Origin of the sequence: Micromonospora sp. NPDC049645 (assembly GCF_040675155.1) — a bacterium.
Classification (GTDB): domain Bacteria; phylum Actinomycetota; class Actinomycetes; order Mycobacteriales; family Micromonosporaceae; genus Micromonospora.
This window is the reverse complement of the sequence record NZ_JBFAOI010000002.1, coordinates 37,569-58,177: the sequence shown is the minus strand read 5'-3', so window position 1 is coordinate 58,177 and position 20,609 is coordinate 37,569. Positions and strand designations below refer to the sequence as shown.

At 72.2% G+C, this 20,609-nt stretch carries 16 protein-coding genes; 5 read left to right on the top strand and 11 right to left on the bottom strand.

Going from position 1 to position 20,609, the window contains the following annotated elements; genetic code table 11:
- Nucleotides 1-16: 16 nt before the first annotated feature.
- Nucleotides 17-886, bottom strand: coding sequence for a hypothetical protein (locus AB0J33_RS05855; RefSeq protein WP_363610354.1), 870 nt, complete (start codon nt 884-886; stop codon nt 17-19).
- Between the two features lie 74 nt (nt 887-960).
- On the opposite strand from AB0J33_RS05855, the gene AB0J33_RS05850 reads away from it, so the two are divergent.
- A complete protein-coding gene (locus AB0J33_RS05850; protein ID WP_363610352.1) occupies nt 961-1,917 on the top strand; it encodes a hypothetical protein in 957 nt (318 codons plus the stop codon).
- A gap of 123 nt (nt 1,918-2,040) precedes the next feature.
- Here the strand turns inward: AB0J33_RS05850 and murD are convergent, their stop codons facing one another.
- Nucleotides 2,041-3,387: a UDP-N-acetylmuramoyl-L-alanine--D-glutamate ligase gene (gene murD, locus AB0J33_RS05845; protein WP_363610350.1), complete on the bottom strand. Its 1,347-nt coding sequence runs from the start codon at nt 3,385-3,387 to the stop codon at nt 2,041-2,043.
- An 82-nt stretch (nt 3,388-3,469) separates the two neighbouring features.
- Here murD and AB0J33_RS05840 point away from each other — a divergent pair, with 82 nt between their 5' ends.
- Nucleotides 3,470-4,822: a hypothetical protein gene (locus AB0J33_RS05840; RefSeq protein ID WP_363610348.1), complete on the top strand. Its 1,353-nt coding sequence runs from the start codon at nt 3,470-3,472 to the stop codon at nt 4,820-4,822.
- A 138-nt stretch (nt 4,823-4,960) separates the two neighbouring features.
- Here AB0J33_RS05840 and AB0J33_RS05835 read toward each other — a convergent pair whose 3' ends face one another.
- From AB0J33_RS05835 to AB0J33_RS05825, 3 genes are read right to left on the bottom strand one after another with little or no spacing between them, the layout of a single operon-like run.
- Nucleotides 4,961-6,712 carry a PucR family transcriptional regulator gene (locus AB0J33_RS05835; protein WP_363610346.1) on the bottom strand — a complete coding sequence of 584 codons (1,752 nt, stop codon included), beginning with the start codon at nt 6,710-6,712 and terminating at the stop codon, nt 4,961-4,963.
- Between the two features lie 49 nt (nt 6,713-6,761).
- The gene (gene argG, locus AB0J33_RS05830; protein WP_363610344.1) at nt 6,762-8,213 is read right to left on the bottom strand and encodes an argininosuccinate synthase; all 1,452 of its coding nucleotides are present in this window, start codon (nt 8,211-8,213) and stop codon (nt 6,762-6,764) included.
- A 47-nt stretch (nt 8,214-8,260) separates the two neighbouring features.
- Nucleotides 8,261-9,130 carry an RNA methyltransferase gene (locus tag AB0J33_RS05825; RefSeq protein ID WP_363610342.1) on the bottom strand — a complete coding sequence of 290 codons (870 nt, stop codon included), beginning with the start codon at nt 9,128-9,130 and terminating at the stop codon, nt 8,261-8,263.
- Nucleotides 9,131-9,201: 71 nt separating this feature from the next.
- Here AB0J33_RS05825 and AB0J33_RS05820 point away from each other — a divergent pair, with 71 nt between their 5' ends.
- A complete protein-coding gene (locus tag AB0J33_RS05820) occupies nt 9,202-11,049 on the top strand; it encodes a thiamine pyrophosphate-requiring protein (protein WP_363610340.1) in 1,848 nt (615 codons plus the stop codon).
- A gap of 123 nt (nt 11,050-11,172) precedes the next feature.
- On the opposite strand, the gene AB0J33_RS05815 is transcribed toward AB0J33_RS05820, so the two are convergent.
- From AB0J33_RS05815 to AB0J33_RS05800, 4 genes are all read right to left on the bottom strand, one after another.
- The gene (locus tag AB0J33_RS05815) at nt 11,173-13,374 is read right to left on the bottom strand and encodes a transglycosylase domain-containing protein (RefSeq protein ID WP_363610338.1); all 2,202 of its coding nucleotides are present in this window, start codon (nt 13,372-13,374) and stop codon (nt 11,173-11,175) included.
- 196 nt (nt 13,375-13,570) lie between these two features.
- Nucleotides 13,571-14,338, bottom strand: a complete 768-nt coding sequence (locus AB0J33_RS05810) for a hypothetical protein (protein WP_363610336.1) — start codon at nt 14,336-14,338, stop codon at nt 13,571-13,573.
- Between the two features lie 153 nt (nt 14,339-14,491).
- A complete protein-coding gene (locus tag AB0J33_RS05805; protein WP_363610334.1) occupies nt 14,492-15,598 on the bottom strand; it encodes an SPFH domain-containing protein in 1,107 nt (368 codons plus the stop codon).
- A gap of 5 nt (nt 15,599-15,603) precedes the next feature.
- Nucleotides 15,604-16,077, bottom strand: coding sequence for an NfeD family protein (locus AB0J33_RS05800; RefSeq protein WP_363610332.1), 474 nt, complete (start codon nt 16,075-16,077; stop codon nt 15,604-15,606).
- A 118-nt stretch (nt 16,078-16,195) separates the two neighbouring features.
- On the opposite strand from AB0J33_RS05800, the gene AB0J33_RS05795 reads away from it, so the two are divergent.
- The gene (locus AB0J33_RS05795) at nt 16,196-17,509 is read left to right on the top strand and encodes a serine hydrolase domain-containing protein (protein WP_363610330.1); all 1,314 of its coding nucleotides are present in this window, start codon (nt 16,196-16,198) and stop codon (nt 17,507-17,509) included.
- Nucleotides 17,510-17,726: 217 nt separating this feature from the next.
- Here AB0J33_RS05795 and AB0J33_RS05790 read toward each other — a convergent pair whose 3' ends face one another.
- The gene (locus AB0J33_RS05790) at nt 17,727-18,539 is read right to left on the bottom strand and encodes a DUF3097 domain-containing protein (RefSeq protein ID WP_363610328.1); all 813 of its coding nucleotides are present in this window, start codon (nt 18,537-18,539) and stop codon (nt 17,727-17,729) included.
- 184 nt (nt 18,540-18,723) lie between these two features.
- Between AB0J33_RS05790 and AB0J33_RS05785 the strand changes: the two genes are divergently transcribed.
- Nucleotides 18,724-19,518, top strand: coding sequence for a hypothetical protein (locus tag AB0J33_RS05785; RefSeq protein WP_363610326.1), 795 nt, complete (start codon nt 18,724-18,726; stop codon nt 19,516-19,518).
- 311 nt (nt 19,519-19,829) lie between these two features.
- On the opposite strand, the gene AB0J33_RS05780 is transcribed toward AB0J33_RS05785, so the two are convergent.
- Nucleotides 19,830-20,609: an HAD-IIA family hydrolase gene (locus tag AB0J33_RS05780; RefSeq protein ID WP_238657188.1), complete on the bottom strand. Its 780-nt coding sequence runs from the start codon at nt 20,607-20,609 to the stop codon at nt 19,830-19,832.

The following is a 20,609-nucleotide window of genomic DNA, read 5'->3' as shown; positions in this document are numbered from 1 at the left end:
CGCCCTCCGGTCGCGGTCAGTCGAGGAAGGTCGCCGCCTCGACGCAGACCTCGAAGATGTCGGTCAGCCGGGCCAGGTCCCCGGCATTCACCGAGAACTGGTTCTCGGTGATCTCGCCGTGCGCGCTCATGCGACCCTCCCAGCACGCCGTGCCGTCCCACAGGGTCAGGTTGACGTGCCGGGACGCCTCCACCACCCCCCACGGCAGCAGCCCCACCCGCACCCCGGCCCGGCGCTGTGCCCGCACGAACTCGGTCAGCTCGTCGGTCAGCCCGGCGTGCAGGAAGACCCGGGTGATCCGTACGCCCCGGGCCAACGCCTCGGTGTTCGCCGCCCAGTAGTGCCGGCCGATGTCGCCGCGCCACCAGCTCAGCTCGCCGCTGGCCCTCGGCATCACGTTGGTCACCGCGTCCAGCCGTCGCGCACACTCCCGGGTGGCCCCGAGCAGGTCCTGGCAGTCACCACCCGGCCGGATGATCCGCCCGACGCGCAGCTGTTCGGTCTCCGTACGGAAGCGCTCGAAGCGGCGTCGGGCCTCCTCGGCGACCCGGGTGCCCGGATGCCGCTCCACCGCCTGCCGGGTGCCGGTGACGACCTCGGGCACCGCCTGCACCAGCCACACCGGCCCCTCCAGCAACGTCCGGAGGTGAAAGCGGCGCTCCGCCCGCGCCAGCGAGTCGACCAGCAGCGAGATGGTGGTGCCCATCAGCCCGGCGAGCAACGACTCCACGCCGGTCGCCGCGTTGGTCAGGTCCAACGTCACGGAGAGCGAGACCGACAGCAGGATGCCGACCAGCGCGACCGGGTCGGTGTGTGTTAGCAGTCGGACGAAGCCGCCGGGCGACCCGGCCCGGTCAGCGCGGGGTCGGCGGAGCAAATCGGCCATCGAGGTACCTCCCGGGCGCCGGCTGACGTCAGCGTACGACGGGCCGACAACGAGGCCCCCGGTACGATCCGGCAGTGCCTGAGCTGCCCGTACCGCTGCCCGTTGTCGCGCCGGGCCACCCGGCGGCCGGCATCGCCCAATGGGTCGACGCGGACCCGCTCCGCGGCCTGGTCGCCCGTTTCGGCGGCACCTGGCCCGACGGCGACCTCACTGAGCTGCTCCGCTTCCTCGACGACTTCTCCGCCCGCCACTGGGACTTCCGGGGTGGCCGGGAACGGCCCGACGCCCGGGAGCCCGACCTCGACCCGGACACCGCCGAACTGGTGCTCGACGCGGCTGCCGCGCTCGGCCTGATCCATCCGGTGCCGCCGGCCCGGTCGGCGTACGCCCACCTGGTGGTGCTCGGCGGCCTGGCGCACGCCTGCGTGCGCCGCGTCGGGTATGCCGCGCACCTGCTCCGCGCCGGCCTACCGGTCAGCGGCGAGGTCGCCGTCCTGGGCAGCTTCCGGCAGTTGTCGGACTGGGAACGCCGCACGCTGGCCGACGCGGGCCTACCGGCCGACGACACCGAGGTGGACGTGCTGGACACGGCGGTCCGCCGGGTGTTCGGGGTGGCCGCCCCGGCGGAGCAGGATGGTGTCGACGCCGGCCACCCGCACCACTCCTGGTCGTCGCGGACCTACCGACCGGACGGGCTGCCGCCGATCCGGGTGCTGGCCGCGCCGTCGAGCGAACCGGACCGGCGGCGCGCGCACACCGCCGACACCCAGCGGTTCTGGGCCGGCCACGTCCGGCTCGCCCCGGGCGACGAGGTGCTGATGGTCACCGCGCCGATCTACGTGCCGTTCCAGCACTGCGACGCGCTACGCACCCTGGCCGTGCCGTACGGCTGCGCCATCGAGACCGTCGGGGTGGACCCGACGCTGGCCGACCTGGCGGTGCTGCCCGAGCAGACCCTCACGCCGGGGCGCTACCTCCAGGAGATCCGGTCGGCGATCCGCTCGATGCGCGCCCTGCACCACCACCGCTGAGCCCGACTCAGCCGGCGGTGTCGGCGACCGCCCGACTCAGCCGGCGGTGTCGGCGACCGCCCGACTCAGCCGGCGGTGTCGGCGACCGCCCGACTCAGCCGGCGGTGTCGGCGACCGCCTGGCTCAGCCGGCGGTGTCGGCGACCGCCTGGGCGAAGACCTCGGAGCGGTGCTCGAAGTTGCGGAACCGGCCGTAACTGGGCGCGGCCGGGGACAGCAGCACCACCCCACCGGCCGGGGTCACCTCGCGGGACAGCCGGACCGCGTCCACCAGGTCGTCGACCAGCTCGGTACGCACCTTCGGCAGGCCGGCCAGCACCTCGACGATGCGGGCGCCGCTGTCCGGGATTCCGATCACGGTCAGCTCCCGCTCGGCCAGGTGCTCGGCCAACGGCGTGTAGTCCAGACCCCGGTCGTTGCCCCCGACGATCACCGTCAACGGCCGCCCGTCGTACGCGTCGATGGCGTGCATGGCCGCGTACGGGCTGGTGGCCAGGGTGTCGTCGACGAACGTCAGCCCGGACGGGTCGATGATCTCGGTGAGCCGGTGCGCCAACCCCTGGAACTCGGCGACCGCGACGGCCAGGTGGTCCTTGTTCGCCAGCACGTCCACGCCGAGCGCGTCGAGCACGGCGAGCGCGACGCAGAGGTTGCCCTCGTTGTGCCGGCCGACCAGCGGCAGCACCGCACGCGGGAAGAGCGGCTGGTCGCCGACGTGGAACCAGAGGGTGCCGTCGGCGCCGGTGGCGACGTGGAAGGTGTCGGGGCGACCGGCCCGGACCGCCGGCAACTCACCCAATTCGTTGGCGAGCCGGGGGTCGCCGCCGTTGACCACGATCGTCTGCGGGTCGTGGGCGAGCAGGTTGAGCTTGTCCCGGTAGTACTCCCGTTCCCCACCGTGCGCGTCCAGGTGCTCCGGGAAGAGCGCCGTGACCACCGCCACCCGGGGCGAGTCGGTGAGATCGCTGCACTGGTAGCTGGACAGCTCCAGCACGTACAGCTCGGCCTCCGGCAGGTCCAGGGTCGGCACGCCGATGTTGCCGCCGAAGACGTTCGGCCGGCCCATCGCGCTGAGCAGGTGACTGATCAGGCTGGACGTGGTGCTCTTGCCCTTGCTGCCGGTGACCCCGACGGTGCGCGCGGCATGGTCGGCCATCCACAACGCGGTGCCCTGGGTCACCATGATCCCGCGGCGGCGCAGCTCGACCAGCCACGGGTGGGTCTGCGGCACGCCCGGGGAGCGGACCACCACGTCGGCGGCGGCTAGCCGTTCGAAGCCCGCCTCCCCGGTGACCAGCGGCGCCGCCTCGGCCAGCGGGCCGTCCCAGGGCAGCGACAGGAAGTTCGAGCTGTCGTCGACGGCGACCAGCTCGGCCGGGCCGTGCGCGGCGATGGCGGTCACAGCGGCCCGGCCCTCCCGACCGGTGCCCCAGACGGCGACGGTACGTCCGCGCAGGTCAGAAAGACGCACGGGGCTCTCCTCGGGGGTCAGGGCGGCGGCTGGGCGGGCCCGGTCCGGACACGGCCGGACGAACCAGGGCCTAGTATGGCGTGTGCCCAACGAGCAGCTCCGGCGGATGGACGCCTTCACCTTTCCGTCCTACTCGATCGACTTCGCCACCGGCGAGGTGTTGTTCGACTACGCCCTGACCGGTCCGGCCGGTGAGCAGCGGTTCACCGAGGTGATCACGCTTCCACTGCCGGCGGAGCCACCGTCCGACGAGACGGTGGCGACCCTCAACCGGGTGCTTGAGGTGCTGCACCTCGTCGCCGGGGTCAGCTACTACAAGGCCGCCGCGCCACCCCGGCTGGTGCTGCCGGCGCCGCTGGGCGCGGCCACCGTCGACTACGTCACGGCCGTCTACACCAAGGGCCTCGCCGAGTACGCGTACCGCAACCAGCTGCCGCACGTGCTCCAGCTGCGCCCTGAGGTGCCGGCCGGCACACCGGCGACCCCCCGGGTGTACGACGACTCGGACCGTCGCCCGCTCTCGGCGGTCGGCGGCGGTAAGGACTCGATCGTCAGCCTGGAGGCGCTGCGCCGCGCCGAGTTGGACCCGGTGCCCTTCTCGGTCAACCCGAACCACGTGATCGTCGCGGTCAACGAGGCGTCCGGGCTGGTCCCGTTGGCCGCGCGGCGGCGCATCGACCCGGTGCTGTTCGACCTGAACGCGGCCGGCGCGCTGAACGGGCACATCCCGGTGACCGCCATCAACTCCCTGATCGCGGTGGCCACCGCCGTGCTGCACGGGCTGGGCCCGGTGGTGATGTCCAACGAACGCTCGGCGTCCGACCCGAACCTGTTCTGGGACGGCCACGAGATCAACCACCAGTGGTCCAAGGGCGTCGAGGCGGAGGGGCTGTTGCGGGCGTCGCTGGCCGAGCACGCCGGCCTGACCGATCCGTACTTCTCCCTGCTGCGCTCACTGTCCGAGCTGCACATCGCCCGGCTGTTCGCCGAGTTCACCCGGTACGACGACGTGGTGACCAGCTGCAACGCCGCGTTCAAGCTGCGCGACGCGAGCGCGCGCTGGTGCCGGGACTGCCCGAAGTGCCGGTTCGTCTTCCTGGCCATGGCGCCGTTCATGCCCCGGGAGCGGGTCACCCACATCTTCGGCGGGGACCTGCTCGCCGACCCAGGGCAGATCCCCGGCTACCGCGAGCTGTTGGGCGTGGACGGGCACAAGCCGTTCGAGTGCGTGGGCGAGGTCGAGGAGTCGGTGGTGGCTCTCGGCCTGCTCGCCGAGCAGGACCAGTGGCGCGACGCACCGGTGATCCAGGCCCTGGTCGACGCCGTCCCGGAGACGGCCTGGTCGGCGGTGGCCACCTCGGACGTCTTCACCCCCGGTGGCCCCAACCACATCCCCCCCACCTACGCCAAAGCCCTAAACACCCTCACCGCCTAACCCCGCCCCCTTCCGGGGTCGATCATGGAGTTGTGGCGGGCGTTGTGCCCCTGATCGCACCTTTTGTGAGGCACCACAACTCCATGATCGACCGGGGCTCGGGGCGGGCCGGGGGCGGGGGCGGGGGCGGGTAGGGCTTTACGGGGTTCGGACTGCGTCCAGGGCCAGCAGTGCCACGTGTAGGGAGAGGGCGGCCTCTACCGAGTCGAGGTCCGCGTCGAGGATGCGGGCGATGCGGGCCAGCCGTTCGTAGAAGGCCGGTCGGGACAGGTGGGCGGCGGCAGCGGCTGCGGACTTGTTGCGCCCCTGCTCCAGGTAGGCGCGCAGGGTGTCCAGCAGCCGCTCCCTCGGGTGCCGGGCGTCGTACTCCAGCAGGGTGCCGAGTTCGCGTTCCACGAACGTCTGCAACCGGGGTTCGTCGCGCAGCAGGTGCAGCAGGCCGGCCAGCCCGACGTGCGGGAGCCGGAAGATCGGCAGGTCGCGCTGGTCCCGGCGGGCCGCCTCGGCGATCTGCCGTGCCTCGACGAGCGACCGTCGGGCCTCGCGCAGGGTGCCCACTCCGGAGCCGGCCGCCACGATCACCCCACCCGTGCCGGTAGCCCGGGACGGGTCGGCCCCGGCCGCCAGCCGGGACGGATCGACGCCGGACGGCGTCCGGCCCGAGCCGGCGTCGAGGCGTACCCGTCGAAGTGCGCCGGCGAACGCGGACAGCGCGCGGTCCTCGGCGGCCGGGTCGGGCAGGGCCAGCAGCGCGCCCACCGAGTTGTCGTCGACGGCGCTGGTCAACGCGGTCAGCTTCGCCTCCCGCAGGGCCTGGCCGACCGCCTCGGAGAGATCCCGTAGCCGGGCCTGAGCGGCCTCCGGGCCGACCTCCCCGGCGGGGTCGTCGGCGCGGTGCCGGACCATCACACCGACCAGGTGCCGCCGGTCGAGCAGCACGCCGAGCGCCTTGGCCCGCAGCGCCACCTCGTCCACCGGGCGGGAGTGGTCGAGCAGCGCGGTGAGCAGGGTGCGGTGGATCTGCCGTTCCAGGCCCTCGGCGTCGCGGCGGATCAGCCGGCCCAGCGCGAGGGTGGACGCGGCCCGCTCGATCAGGATGGTGAGCCGGGTGGGCGGGCCGGCTGTCGGTTCGACGGCCCGGGTGCTGGGCACGTCCCCGCTGGCCGGCCAGCGCAGCAGCAGTCGGCCCCAGTCCTGCCCCCGGGCGCCGACGGTGGTCACCAGCCAGCCGTTGTCCGGGTCGTACGCGGTCCGCCCGGCCGGCCGGATCCGCCGGGAGTGCTGCTCCCAGCCGTCCAGCAGCAGCTCCGCGCTCTCGCCGGCCGGGTCGTACCCGAGCACCTGCCGGGACAGGTTCTCCAGCACCACGGGGCAGCCGGACAGCTCGGCGGCCTGGCGGATCACCTCGGTGGCCTCGGCGCCCTCGACGGAGAGGTCGTTGAACCGCTGGTGGATCTCCTCGGTGGCGCGCAGCTCGGTGAGCTGCGCGTCGACGATCAGCGCGTGCACCGACTCGGTGATCCGGACGAACGGGGTGGCCCGGCGCAGCTCCACCAGCGGCAGTCCGCGCCGCTCGGCGGCGGCGGCCATCACCCGGGGCACGCCGGTGACGTACCGGCGGCCCAGCTCGACGACGAGCCCGGAGACCCCGACGTCGGCGAGGTCGCCGATGAACGCGCGCAGCCCGGCGTCGTCCGCGGGTAGGCCGATGCCGGTGGTGAGCACCAGCTCGCCGCCGCCGAGCAGGGTGGCGATGTCCGGCACCTCGGCGACGTGCACCCAGCGGACGGGCCGGTCCAGCCCTTCGTCCCCGGCGACCACGCGTGGCGCGCCGTGGCGGACCGGGTCCAGGGCGAGGACCTCACGGACGGTAGGGAACACGGCCGCCACGCTACCGTCCGTGACGTCGGATCTCGAAAAGCCCGGCGACGGCGCGGGCTCAGTCGACGCCGAACTCCATCGCGGCCCGGTCGAGCGCCGCGTCCTCGGCCGAGGCGACGCCCCGGGAGGCGATGGCTTCCGCGCCCCCCTGTGGCATCGCGCCGATGAGCCCGGTCGAGGCGGCCTGGGCGGCGCCGATCATGCGCTGCGGGGTGCCGCCGCCGACCAGACCGAGGGAGGCGTACTGCTCCAGCTTCGACCGCGAGTCGGCGATGTCCAGGTTGCGCATGGTGAGCTGGCCGATCCGGTCGGACGGGCCGAACGCCGAGTCCTCGGTGCGCTCCATCGACAGCTTGTCGGGGTGGTAGCTGAACGACGGGCCGGTGGTGTCCAGGATCGAGTAGTCCTCGCCCCGGCGCAGCCGCAACGTCACCTCGCCGGTGATCGCGGTGCCGACCCAGCGCTGCAACGACTCGCGCAGCATCAGCGCCTGCGGGTCCAGCCAGCGGCCCTCGTACATGAGTCGACCGAGGCGGCGGCCCTCGTTGTGGTAGTTCGCCAGGGTGTCCTCGTTGTGGATGGCGTTGACCAGCCGCTCGTACGCGGCGTGCAGCAGCGCCATCCCGGGCGCCTCGTAGATGCCGCGGCTCTTGGCCTCGATGATCCGGTTCTCGATCTGGTCCGACATGCCCAGGCCGTGCCGGCCGCCGATGGCGTTGGCCTCCAGCACCAGGTCGACGGCGCTGCCGAACTCCTTGCCGTTGATGGTGACCGGGCGGCCCTGGTCGAAGCCGACGGTGACGTCCTCGGTCGGGATCTCCACCGTCGGGTCCCAGAACCGGACCCCCATGATCGGGTTGACCGTCTCGATGCCGGTGTCGAGGTGCTCCAGGGTCTTCGCCTCGTGCGTGGCGCCCCAGATGTTGGCGTCGGTCGAGTACGCCTTCTCGGTGCTGTCCCGGTAGGGCAGGCCGCGCTCCAGCAGCCACTCCGACATCTCCTTGCGCCCACCCAGCTCGGTGACGAAGGCGGTGTCGAGCCACGGCTTGTAGATGCGCAGCATCGGGTTGGCCAGCAGGCCGTACCGGTAGAACCGCTCGATGTCGTTGCCCTTGAAGGTCGAGCCGTCGCCCCAGATCTGGACGTCGTCGGCGACCATCGCCCGCACCAGCAGGGTGCCGGTCACGGCCCGCCCGAGCGGCGTGGTGTTGAAGTACGCCCGCCCGCCGGTGCGGATGTGGAAGGCGCCGCAGGTCAACGCGGCCAGACCCTCCTCGACCAGGGCGGCGCGGCAGTCGACCAGGCGGGCGACCTCCGCGCCGTAGCTGAGCGCACGGCCGGGCACCGAGGCGATGTCGGGCTCGTCGTACTGGCCGATGTCGGCGGTGTACGCGCAGGGAATCGCGCCGTTGTCGCGCATCCACGCGACCGCGACCGAGGTGTCGAGGCCGCCGGAGAAGGCGATGCCGACACGTTCGCCGGTGGGCAGGGAGGTGAGAACCTTGGACACGGGGAAAATTATGCAATAGAACGCATGGCCATGCAAGCTGAAGTGGTCTACTCGCCGCCGAACGGCGGATCGTCGCGCCCCAGCTCCCAGAACGCCACCGCCGCGGCCGCGGCGACGTTCAACGAGTCGACCCCACGGCGCATCGGCACGACCACCCGCACGTCGCTCGCGGCCTGGGCCGCCGCGGTGAGGCCGGGCCCCTCGGCTCCGAGCAGCAGCGCCGCCCGCTCACGCTGCGCCGGGGTCAACCGCTGGATGGGTACGGCGTCCGGCGCCGGCGTCATGGCGAGCACGGTGAAGCCGGCGTCGCGTACCTGATCCAACCCGCCGGGCCAGCGGTCGAGCTTCGCGTACGGCATCGCGAACACCTCCCCCATGCTGACCCGGACGCTGCGCCGGTACAGCGGATCGGCGCAGGACGGCGACAGCAGCACCGCGTCGATACCGAGCGCGGCGGCGCCCCGGAAGACCGCGCCGAGGTTGGTGTGGTTGTTGACGTCCTCCAGGATCACCACCCGACGCGCGGCGGCGAGCACCTCGGCCGCCGTCGGCAGCGGCCGGCGGTGGAACGACGCCAGCACCCCCCGGTGTACGTGGAAGCCGGTGGCCCGTTGCAGCACGTCCTGTGTGGCGGCGTAGACCGGCGCGTCGCCGGTGTCCAGGTCGGCGAGCTGGTCGACCCGCTTCGCGTCGACCAGGTACGACCGGGCCGGGTAGCCCGCGCGCAGCGCCCGGCGCAGCACCAGCTCCCCCTCGGCGATGAACAGGCCGTGCGGCGGCTCCCAGCGGGTGCGCAGCTCGACGTCGGTGAGCGCCCGGTAGTCGGCGATCCGGTCGTCGTCGGGGTCAGTGATCTGGTGGACGGGCACCCGACGATTCTGCCGGACGCGGAGGATCGCGCTCCGACGCCCGCTCATCGGGGTGTTTTGTCCGAGGAAGAAGGGGAATGACCGGCGGAGCACCGGACTCGACGGGAAGGACCAGCCAGGTGAGCGCAGACCACACGGCGCCGGGCGAAACGGGCGCGCTGCCCCGGCACCCGACCGTCGCGGACCACATCGTGTCGCGTCTGTTCAGCTGGGGCGTACACCGCTACTTCGGCTACCCGGGCGACGGCATCAACGGCCTCACGTCCGCCCTGCAACGCACCGGCGGGCGAGCCCAGTTCATCCAGGTCCGCCACGAGGAGACCGCCGGCTTCGCGGCCTCCGCGCACGTCAAGTACGGCGGCGGCCCGCTGGGCTGCGCGCTTGTCACCAGCGGGCCGGGTGCCATCCACCTGCTCAACGGCCTGTACGACGCGAAGCTCGACCACCAACCGGTGATCGCCCTGGTCGGGCACACCGCGACCACCGCCGAGGGCGGCGGCTACTACCAGGAGGTCGACCTGCTCGCCCTCTACAAGGACGTGGCGGCGGCGTTCCTGGCCCAACTCGACCACCCGGCGCAGGTACGTCACCTGGTCGACCGGGCCTGCCGTACGGCGCTGGCCCGGCGTACCGTCACCGCGCTGATCCTTCCCCTGGACATCCAGGACGAGCCGGCCATCCCCGACCCGCCGCACGCGCACGGCTACTACCACACCAGCAACGCGCCGAGCAGCACGCCGACGGTGCCACCGGCGGCGGACGTACGCCGGGCGGCCGAGGTGCTGCGCGGCGGGCAGCGGGTGGCGATGCTGGTCGGGCAGGGTGCGCTCGGCGCGCGCGACGAGGTCCGCGAGATCGCCGATCGGCTCGGGGCCGGCGTGACCACCGCACTGCTCGGCTTCACCGCAGTCGACCACCGCGAACCCTGGGTGACCGGCGCGATCGGGCTGCTCGGCACCCGACCGAGCTGGCAGCTGATGAGCGGCTGCGACCGGCTGCTGATCGTGGGCAGCAACATGCCGTACTCGGAGTTCTACCCGCCACCCGGGCAGGCCCGCGCGGTCCAGATCGACCTGGACGGCACCCAGCTCGGGCTGCGCTACCCGACCGAGGTGAACCTGACCGGCGACGCCCGCCCCACCCTGCGGGCGCTGCTGGACGAGCTGGGCCCCGGCCCCGGGCCGACCGCCTGGCGGGCGGAGGTCGCCGAGGCCACCTCCGCCTGGCGTCGGGTGCAACACGACCTGGCCGCGCAGGCCGCCGACCCGGTCAACCCGCAGTTGCTCTTCCACACCCTCAACGAGCGGCTCCCCGACGACGTACTGCTCGCGGTCGACTGCGGCACCGCCACCGCCTGGTACGCCCGCCACATCCAGGTACGCCCCGGGATGCTGGCCAGCCTGTCCGGCACGCTGCTGTCCATGGGCGGCGCCATGCCGTACGCCCTGAGCGCCAAGTTCGCGCACCCGGACCGACCGCTGGTCGCGCTGATCGGCGACGGCGCCATGCAGATGAACGGCGTCAACGAGCTGATCACCGTGGCGAAGTACTGGCGCGGCTGGGCCGATCCGCGCTTCGTGGTGCTGGTGCTCAACAACCGGGACCTGGCGTTCGTCAGCTGGGAACAGCGTTCCACCGAGGGCACGCCCATGTTCCCGGACAGCCAGCAGTTGCCGGACATCGCCTACCACCAGTGGGCCGAGGTGCTCGGGCTACGCGGCGAGTTGGTCGACTCGCCGGAGCAGATCCCGGACGTGTGGGACCGGGCGCTCACCGCCGACCGGCCGGTGGTGATCAACGCCCTGGTCGACCCGGCCGAGTTGATGCTGCCCCCACACTTCACCGCCGAACAGGCCCGCAAGACCGCGGCGGCGGTGCTGCGCGGTGACACCGACTGGGCCGGAATCATCCGCCGTGGCCTGCCAGCCACCCTGGCCAGCTACCGCCCCCGCCGCCGAGACCGCTGAGCCCGCCCCTACCCCCGCCCCCGCCCCCGCCCCCGCGATCTTGCACTTTCTGTCGCGACAGAACGTGTCAAAATACGCGAATCGACAACCGAAAGTGCAAGATCGCGGGGGGATCGGGGTGGGTTAGCCTCGGCGATTCAGCCAGCGGTCCAGGGCCGAGCGGGGGTCCTCGGTGGTCGGCTGCCGCTGACGGTCCGGGATCGCCGGGCGCTCCACCGGTCGGTGGGGGTCACCGGCCAACTCGTGGCTGGGCGCGGCGAACGCCTTCTCCGGCTGGCCCTTGACCGCGGTGGCGATGACCCGGGCGACGGCGTCGATCACCTTGGTCTGCACCGCCGACCCCACCGAGTCGGCCGGGTCGTCGGGGTTGGCGGCGATGCCGGCCACCGCGACCTGCGGGGTGAAACCGACGAACGTCTCGGTGGAGTTCTGCTCCGAGCTACCCGTCTTACCCGCCACCGGTCGGCCGTCGAGGATGTCGTTCACACCGGTGGCGGTGCCGCCGTTGCACTGCCCGAACGCCGACTGCTGGCCCACCGGGCAGCGCGCGGCGTCGGTGGCGGCACGAGCGATGTCGGCGTCGAGCACCCGCTTGCAGGACGGCTGCCCGACCGGCACCTTCGTGCCGTCCGCGCCGGTCACCGAAACCACCGGCACCGGTGTGCAGTAGGTGCCCTCGGCGGCCACCGTGGCGTACGCGTTGGCCAGGTCCAGAGGGGTGGTGGCGGCCACGCCGAGGGTGAACGAACCCCAGTTCGCGGCGTCGTTCTTCGCGAAGTCGGCGTCGGAGTCGGCGCGGAAGGTGATGCCGAGCCGCTGCGCCATCTGCACCACCTTGTCCTGGCCGACCTGCTCGGCCAGCCAGACGAAGTAGGTGTTCACCGATCGGCCGAAGCCGTCCCACATCATCCGGTACCCGTCCATCCAGTCCGGGTTGGCGTTCGCCGGGCACCAGTGGCCGTCACAGCTGCCCGGACCCTCGGCGGGATACCGGGTGGGTAGCTTTGCGGGCGCGTCGAAGCCGGTGGAGAGGGTACGGCCCGACTCCAGCGCGGCGAGCATGGTGAACAGCTTGAACGTCGAACCCGCCTGGTAACCCGCGACACTGGCACCGCCGGAGATCAACGGGTTGACGGTGTTCGGGTAGTTCGCCTGCCCGGCCGGGTTGTCGGCCAGGCTGTAGTGCCGGTTGACCGCCATCGCCAGCACCCGCCCGGTACCGGGCTGAACCGCCGCGATCGGCAGGGCCCGCTTGTTGTCGTACCCGTATACCTTGGTGGCCTGCTGTTGCGCGGTGGCCTGGACCTTCGGGTCAAGCGAGGTGACCACGGTGTAGCCACCCGAGCGCAGGGCCTGCTCGCGCTCCGCGACGGTGGCGCCGAAGGCCGGCTGGGTCAGCCACCACTGGCGCAGGTAGTCGCAGAAGTAGCCCCAGTCGTCGTGGCCCTGGGCGACCGCGGTGCAGCCGTTGGGCTGCGCGGTCGGGTGCAGGCCCAGCGGCTCCGCCTTGGCCTGCGCCGCCTGCCCGGCGGTGATCGCGTTGGTGGCGACCATCGAATCCAGCACGTACGCCCGGCGGGCCAACGCGTCGTCCTTGCTCCCGTCGATCGGGCTGTACGCGTCCGGGGACTGCACCAGACCGGCGAGCAGGGCCGACTCGCTCAGGGTCAACTGCGCCGGAGGCTTGCCGAAGTACCGCTGGCTGGCCGCCGCGATCCCGTACGCGCCGGAGCCGAAGTAGGCGATGTTGAGGTACCGGTCGAGGATCTCGTCCTTGCCGAGGCTCTTGTCCAGCGCGCTCGCGTACCGGATCTCCTGGATCTTGCGGCCGACGGTGGGGTCGGTGGCGGCGGCGCGCTCCTCGGCGGTGCGGGTGGGGTCGGTCTTGAGGACGTTACGGACGTACTGCATGGTCAGCGTCGACCCGCCCTGCTCGGTGCCGCCACCCTTGACGTTGGCCACCAGTGCCCGGGCCAGGCCGCGCAGGTCCGCGCCACCGTGGTCGTAGAAGCGCCGGTCCTCGGCCGCCACGATCGCCTGCCGCATTACCGGGGCGATCTCCGCCAACGGGACGTCGGTGCGGTTCACGTCGTAGAACGTGGTGATCAGCGTCTTGCCGTCGTTGGCGTAGAGGTACGAGCGCTGCGGGGTGGCCGGGGTCTTCAGCGAGGCCGGCAGCGCGGCGTACGACCCGAGCGCGGAGCGGGCGGTGAGCCCGAGCAGCAGATTGCCCGGCAGCGCGGCGACGGCCAGGACAAGCCCGGCCAGCACGCCGGCGAGCAGCACGGTGAACAGCCGCGACAGCGGCGAGCGGGGGGCGGCCATGCAACCCAGGATTGCCACAAAAAACGCCAACCGACCACCCCCACCCCGCGATTGTCAGCAACTTCACGGCCCCCCATCAGCCAACCCCCACCCCTGATCATGGAGTTATCGCCACGACACGCCGGGGCCGAGCGCAATAACTTCGTGATCAACCGGCTAGGGGTGGGTCGCCGGCCGGGGTGGGTGGGTGGGTGGGTTAGGGGTTGGGGGTGTTTAGGCTGGCGGCGGCGGCGTCTCTGGCGGTTTCGCGGGGCATCAGGCGGCCGGATCGGTAGCCGATGCCGATGCCGGCGATCAGCACGAAGATCGCGCCGAACGTCTGCAATGAGCCGATCAGGGCGCCGCCGAGGCCGAGCAGCGGCGCGGCGATGATCAGCATGATGCCGTCGCCGAGGCTGAAGGTGCCCGAGCGGGCGACCGCCCACCCGGTGAGGAACCAGCCCACGCTGTAGAACGTGGCACCCAGCAAAACCAACGACCGCGCGGTGGCACCGAAGACCGGTGTCTGCTCTTCGAACCCGGCGAACGGCAGCATCAGCACGGTGCCGGCGATGCTGACCAGCAGCCCGGCGGCGGCCACCCGACGACTGCGGGTCGCGGCCAGCAGCCCGGTGAGAGCGAGCAACGCGAGCAGGCCGAGCCAGACCGCGGCCACCCATCCGATCAGGTACACCGCCCGGCCGTCGGCCGGATAGGGGTCGTTGCCCACCCCTCCGTCGCTGGCCATCGCCACCGCGCCGTAGAGGATGGCGTACGCGGGCAGCAGCCAGACCGCGGCCCGCGCGAACCGACGTACCGACCAGGCCCAACTGGCGTTCGTGGCGGGGGCACCCGGGGCCGGCTCGCCCACGAAGGGCAGTACGCCGAACCCGCCACCGCTGCGCCGGGAGCCCAGCGGGGCGACCGGGTCGTGCGCGCCCGGCACCGGGGCCGAGGACCACATCCGATTCGCCGGATCCTTCATGCGTCACCTCGCTCGTCGTCGAGCGGTGCACCGACGCGCCGGGGCGCCCCGATTGCCTGGTCACCACCCGTCCTAGGACCGATCGTGGCAGGCGTCGGAGCGCCCCATGAGACTTTCTCGTTTTTACCCGACGCTCCCAGGCGTCGTCCGGAATCAGCCGCGCTCGCGCCGGTCGGCCGGGTCCTCGACGAGGCTGGTCGGCGACACCGGCTCCGGTGCGGGCAGGCCCTGCGGTCCCTTGCCGCCGGTGGCCTGCGCCTCGGCGACGCGTACCTCGTCGTGGATCTGCTGGGCGGCATCCGCCGCCGCCTGCGCCGCCTCCGCGGCCTCGCGCTCGACCTGGCTCGCGTGGTCCGCGGCCTCCGGTGCGGGCATGTCCCCCACCATCTGGCTCAGCCCGCCGAGCGCGCCCCCCATCCCCTCCAGGGCCTTGGTCAGCTCGGCCGGGACGATCCAGACCTTGTTGGCGCTGCCCTGGGCGATCTGCGGCAGGGCCTGCAAGTACTGGTAGGCGAGCACCTTCTGGCTCGGGTTGGCCTGGTGGATCGCGTCGAAGACCGTCCGGATCGCCTTCGCCTGACCCTCGGCCTGCAGGATGCGGGCCTGCCGATCACCGTCGGCCCGCAGCACCGCCGACTGCTTCTCACCCTCGGCGGTGAGAATCTGCGACTGCTTGTGCCCCTCGGCGGTCAGGATCGCCGCGCGACGGTCCCGCTCGGCGCGCATCTGCTTCTCCATCGAGTCGCGGATGCTGGCCGGCGGCTCGATCGCCTTGATCTCGACCCGGGTCACCTTGATGCCCCAACGACCGGTCGTCTCGTCCAGCACACCGGAGAGGTGCCGGTTGATCTCGTCCCGGCTGGTCAGCGCCCGCTCCAGGTCGAGCGAGCCGATTACGTTCCGCAACGTGGTGACGGTCAACTGCTCGATGGCCTGGAGGAAGCTGGAGATCTCGTAGGTCGCCCGGACCGAGTCGACCACCTTGAAGTAGAGGACGGTGTCGATCGAGACCACCAGGTTGTCCGAGGTGATCACCGGCTGCGGCGGGAAGCTGACCACCTGCTCCCGCATGTCGACCTTGGTCCGGACCGCGTCGATGAACGGCACCAGCAGGTTGAGGCCGGGGCTGAGGGTGCGCTTGTACTTGCCGAGCCGTTCCACCACGTCCTGACGCTGCTGCGGCACGATCCGCACCGCCTTGGCCAGCGTTATCACGGCGATCAACGCCACCGCGATCACCAGCACCCCGATTAACGTCATCCCGTTCACCCTCTCGCTTCCGGCAGCTCGCCGGCGGAAGAAACATCGTCCTGCCACACCAGGGCGGTCGCGCCCCGGACCTTTATCACCCGAACCCGTTGACCGGGGTCGTAGACCTGCGTCGTGTCGTACGACCGGGCGCTCCACAACTCACCGTCGATCTTGACGAGGCCGTGCTCGGCGTCCACCCGTTCCAGCACCAGCGCGGTGGAGCCCTCGATCGCCTCCACACCGAACGGCTGCTCGCCGCTCTCCAGCGCGGAACGGCTGTGCCGCCGGATGACCGGTCGGACCACCACCAGACTCAACGCCGACACCACCGCGAAGACCAGCGCCTGCACCGCGACCGGCGCGCCCAGGGCGGCCGCACCGGCGGCGGCGAACGCACCGACCCCGAACATGATCAGAAATAGCGTCGTCGTGAAGATCTCCGCGACGGCCAGCAGCACACCCAACACGATCCACACCACGGCGTCCACCCCACGATCGTGACACGCAAATGCACGCGCGGCTTCCCCGCGAAGATCAGTAGGCTCGGCAACGCTCATTCCGACCACCAAACACCACGAATCGGCGGCTCGACCCGAGGAGATTCCGTTGACCCTGTCACCCGAGACCGTCCGACAGATCGACACCCGGGTCGCCCAGGCACAGGCCGACGGTCACGCCCCATCGCTGATCCTGGGCGTGGTCCGCGACGGCACACTCGCGCACCTCGCCGTCGCCGGCGAAGACCCCCGCCCGCACGCCGACCTGCAGTACCGGCTGGGCTCGATCAGCAAGACGATGACCGCCACCCTGATCATGCAGTTGCGCGACGCCGACGCACTGACCCTCGACGACCCGCTGGAGAAGCACCTGCCCGGCACCGGCGTGGGCGCGCTCACCCTGCGCCAACTGCTCGGCCACGCCAGCGGCATCCAACGCGAACCCGAGGGCGACTGGTGGGAGCGGGCCGAGGGCGTCGATCTGACCACCCTGCTCGCCCGGGTCGACGCCGACAAGATCGCTTACCCGCCGCACCGCACGTACCACTACTCCAACCTGGCGTACGGGTTGCTCGGCGGGTTGCTCGAACGAGTCACCGGGACGAGCTGGGTCGACCTGCTCGACGAACGCGTCCTCACCCCGCTGGGCCTACGCCGCACCACCTACGCGGCCACCGAGCCGTACGCCCCCGGCTACGTCGTACACCCCTGGCACGACACGTTGCGCGAGGAACCCCGTACCGACACCGGCGCCATGGCCCCCGCCGGGCAGCTCTGGTCGACGATCGAGGACCTGGGCCGCTGGGCCGCGTTCCTGGCCGACCCTGACCCGTCGGTGCTGGCCGCCGAGACCCTCACCGAGATGTGCTCACCCGTGGTGATCAGCGACCGGGACGCCTGGACCCACGGCCACGGCCTCGGGCTGGAACTCTTCCGGGACGGCAACCGGGTGTACGTCGGGCACGGCGGCTCGATGCCCGGCTACGGCGCCGCGCTGGCCGTACACCGCCCCAGCCGTACCGCCGTGGTCGGCCTGGTCAACGCGTACGCCCTGCGGGGCGTGCACCTCGGCGTCCTCGGCCGGCAACTGCTCACCCTGGTGCTGGACGCCGAACCCACGCCGGTCACCCCCTGGCGGCCGGCGGCCGCCCCACCCCCCGCCGAACTGGCCGAGCTGACCGGCCGCTGGTGGTGGATGGGCACCACGATCGAGGTGTACGCGGACACCGCCGGCAACCTGACCGCCGGCCCGGTCGGCGCACCGAACCTCCGGTTCGTCCCCGAGGGCCCGGATCGGTGGCGGGGCCGGGCCGGTGGGCAGGACGGCGAGATCCTCAGGGTCCGCCGCGACGAGCAGGGCCGGGCAGTGGCGCTGGACATCGCCACCTTCGTCTACACCCGCACCCCCGACCAGGAGCCCTGACCACTCTCCCCGCCGGCAGCGACATCAGGTTTCTCCGCCGGCAGCGACATCAGGGAAACTGCGCGGATCTTGCAAGTGGCGGGCGAGGCGCGCCGGCAGGAGCATGCGGCAACGGACGGGGCACGGCGGGCGCCCTGCGGGTGGCGGGCGAGGTCGGCGGGTGCGGCGCGGCGGCGGGTGGGGCGCGGCGGCGGGTGGGGCCGGGGGGTGGGGCGGGTCAGGCGGGTTCGGTGACGAAGTCGATGAGGCGTTCCATGGCGTTGATCAGGGGTGTCTCCACGTCGGCGAAGCTGTTCACCCGGGACAGGATGTGCCGCCACATGTCGGCCGGCTCGGCCACCCCGAGGGCCGCGCACACCCCCTCCTTCCACGGTCGCCCCGGCGGCACCACCGGCCACGCCGAGATGCCCAACGCCGTGGGTTTGACCGCCTGCCACACGTCCACGTAGGGGTGCCCGGTCACCAGCACGTACGGCGAGTTCACCCGAGCGACGATCCGGCTCTCCTTGCTGCCCGGGACCAGATGGTCGACCAGCACGCCGAGTCGTCGGGTCGGGCCGGGGCCGAACTCGCGCACGTCGGTGTCGAGGGCGTCGATGCCGTCCAGCGGCTCCACCACCACGCCCTCGATCCGTAGGTCGTCGCCCCAGATCCGCTCGACCAGCGCGGCGTCATGGATGCCCTCCACCCAGATCCGGCTGGCCTTGGCCACCTGAGCCCGGACGTTGTCCACGGCTACCGAACCGGACGCGGTGCGCCGACGGGCCGCCGGCACCGGCGCGCGGGTCGGGCGGCGCAGCGTCACCGGGCGACCGTCGAGCAGGAACGCCGCCGGCAACAGCGGGAAGTTGCGTCGGCGGCCGTGCCGGTCCTCCAACACCACCGCGCCAGCCTCTAAGCCCACCACCGCTCCGCAGAACCCGGAGTCGGCGTCCTCCACCACGAGGTCCGCTTCGGCGTCCACCTCGGGGGTGACCTTCCGCCGCCGCCAGTCGCCTGCCAACACGTCCTCGCCGTATCGCCCCGCCATGTCGATCACGCTAACCCCGCCGCGCGTCCGCCCCGACGCTCGACACACCGCCCGGCCTCGCACCAACCGCCGCACAGCGTGTCTCCAACACCCGGGATTAGGGCGAACAGGGCAGTTGGGGGCAGGCCGGGCGACCGGAGCGGCAGTCGAGACAGGGCCGGTCGCGACCACGTACCCTTTCGGCATGTCCACCCCCGCAACGGGCGCGGTGACAGTCGCGCCGCGCCGGTCGAGCCGGTTCGTTGCCTGGGTGCGCGCGTGGCGCGCCGGGTTGGTGCCGTACGACGAGGTCGCCGATGCCATCGCCGGCGACGAGGAACACCTCGTTGCGGACGCCCCCGGCACCTGGACCGACGTCCCGCTGGGCGCCGCGCTGCCCACTCTGGCCAAGCTCTCCCCAGACGAGATCCGCCTGGTGCTGCCTGCGCCCGGCGATCCCCGAGGGCTTCCCGGCCCCGGAGACTTCGCCGGTGCGGCGCTGGTCACCGGTGAGGCGGTGGTCGCCGGCGGGCTCGGGTTGATTCCCGAGGTGCGACTGCACACCTCCGGCTCGGGGGACTGCTTCGAGACGGTGCTCTGGCGGGTCTACCCGTTGCCGGCCAACGCGCCCGCCGCCTCACTCTCATTGCCCGGCGCCGCCGAGGCGGAGGCCGAGTTGGCCGCCGCGCTGGCCGAGACGACCGCCGCGCTGACCCGTCTCGACGTGGCTCAGTGGCGGCCCGAGTTGGCCGGCGCGCTTGCCGCGCTGCGCCGCCCGGACGGCGCCACCGACCTGCCGCCGGGCTTCGACCCACGGGCCCGCCGGCTCTTCGCGCGGGCCGCGGTGCTCGACCGGGTGCTGGCGTTGGCCGGGCACGCCGCGCCGGGTGGGGCGATCAACAACTACGAGGCGCAGCAACGGGACGCGGCACTGCGACCGCTCACCGCGGCCTGCCGTCAGGCGCTGGTAGCCGCCTGCAACGCCCCACTGCGCCCCTGACCGGACCATCGTCGAGACACCCGCCAACCCTGGTCGACATCGCCGTCAGCGCCGCTCACCGCCACGAACTCCACCGCGACGCTGCTCACGGCCGCTGCGGCACCGCCTCACCATCCATGATCGTGCTCGATCCAGGATGTAGTGGCCTCCGGCCGTGGGATGACCACTACATCCTGGTTATTGCACGATCATGGATGGCGCGCGGCCGAGCGACCCGGCGCGGCCGAGCGACCCCGGCGCGGCGCAGCGGCCCAAGCGGCGCAGCGGCCCAAGCGGCGCAGCGGCGCAGCGACGCAAGCGGCCGGGGCTGGTCAGACCTCGTCCAGCAGGTCCGCGACGGAGTTGACGATCCGGGACGGACGGTACGGGTAGCGCTCCGCCTCGGTGCGGCTGCTGATCCCGGTGAGCACCAGGATGGTCTCCAGCCCAGCCTCCAGGCCACACAGGATGTCGGTGTCCATCCGGTCGCCGATCATCGCGGTGCTCTCCGAGTGGGCGTTGATGGTGTTGAGCGCCGAGCGCATCATCATCGGGTTGGGCTTGCCGACGAAGTACGGCTCGACCCCGGTCGCCTTGGAGATCATGGCGGCGACGGAGCCGGCGGCGGGTAGCGCGCCCTCCACGGACGGGCCGGTCACGTCGGGGTTGGTGCAGATGAACCGGGCGCCGTCGTTGATCAGCCGAACGGCCTTGGTGATCGCCTCGAAGCTGTAGGTGCGGGTCTCGCCGAGCACCACGTAGTCGGGGGCGAAGTCGGTCAGCACGTAGCCGACGGCGTGCAGCGCCGTGGTCAGCCCGGCCTCACCGATGACGTACGCGGTGCCGCCCGGCCGCTGGTCGGCGAGGAACTGGCCGGTGGCCAGGGCGGAGGACCAGATCGACTCCTCCGGCACGTCCAGCCCCATCCGGCTGAGCCGGGCGGTCAGGTCCCGCGGGGTGTAGATCGAGTTGTTGGTCAGCACCAGAAACGGTTTGCCGGAGGCGCGCATCCGGTTGATGAACTCCGGCGCGCCGGGCACCGGCTGGCCCTCGTGCACCAGCACGCCGTCCATGTCGGTCAGCCAACTCTGCACGGGCTTGCGGTCATGCAT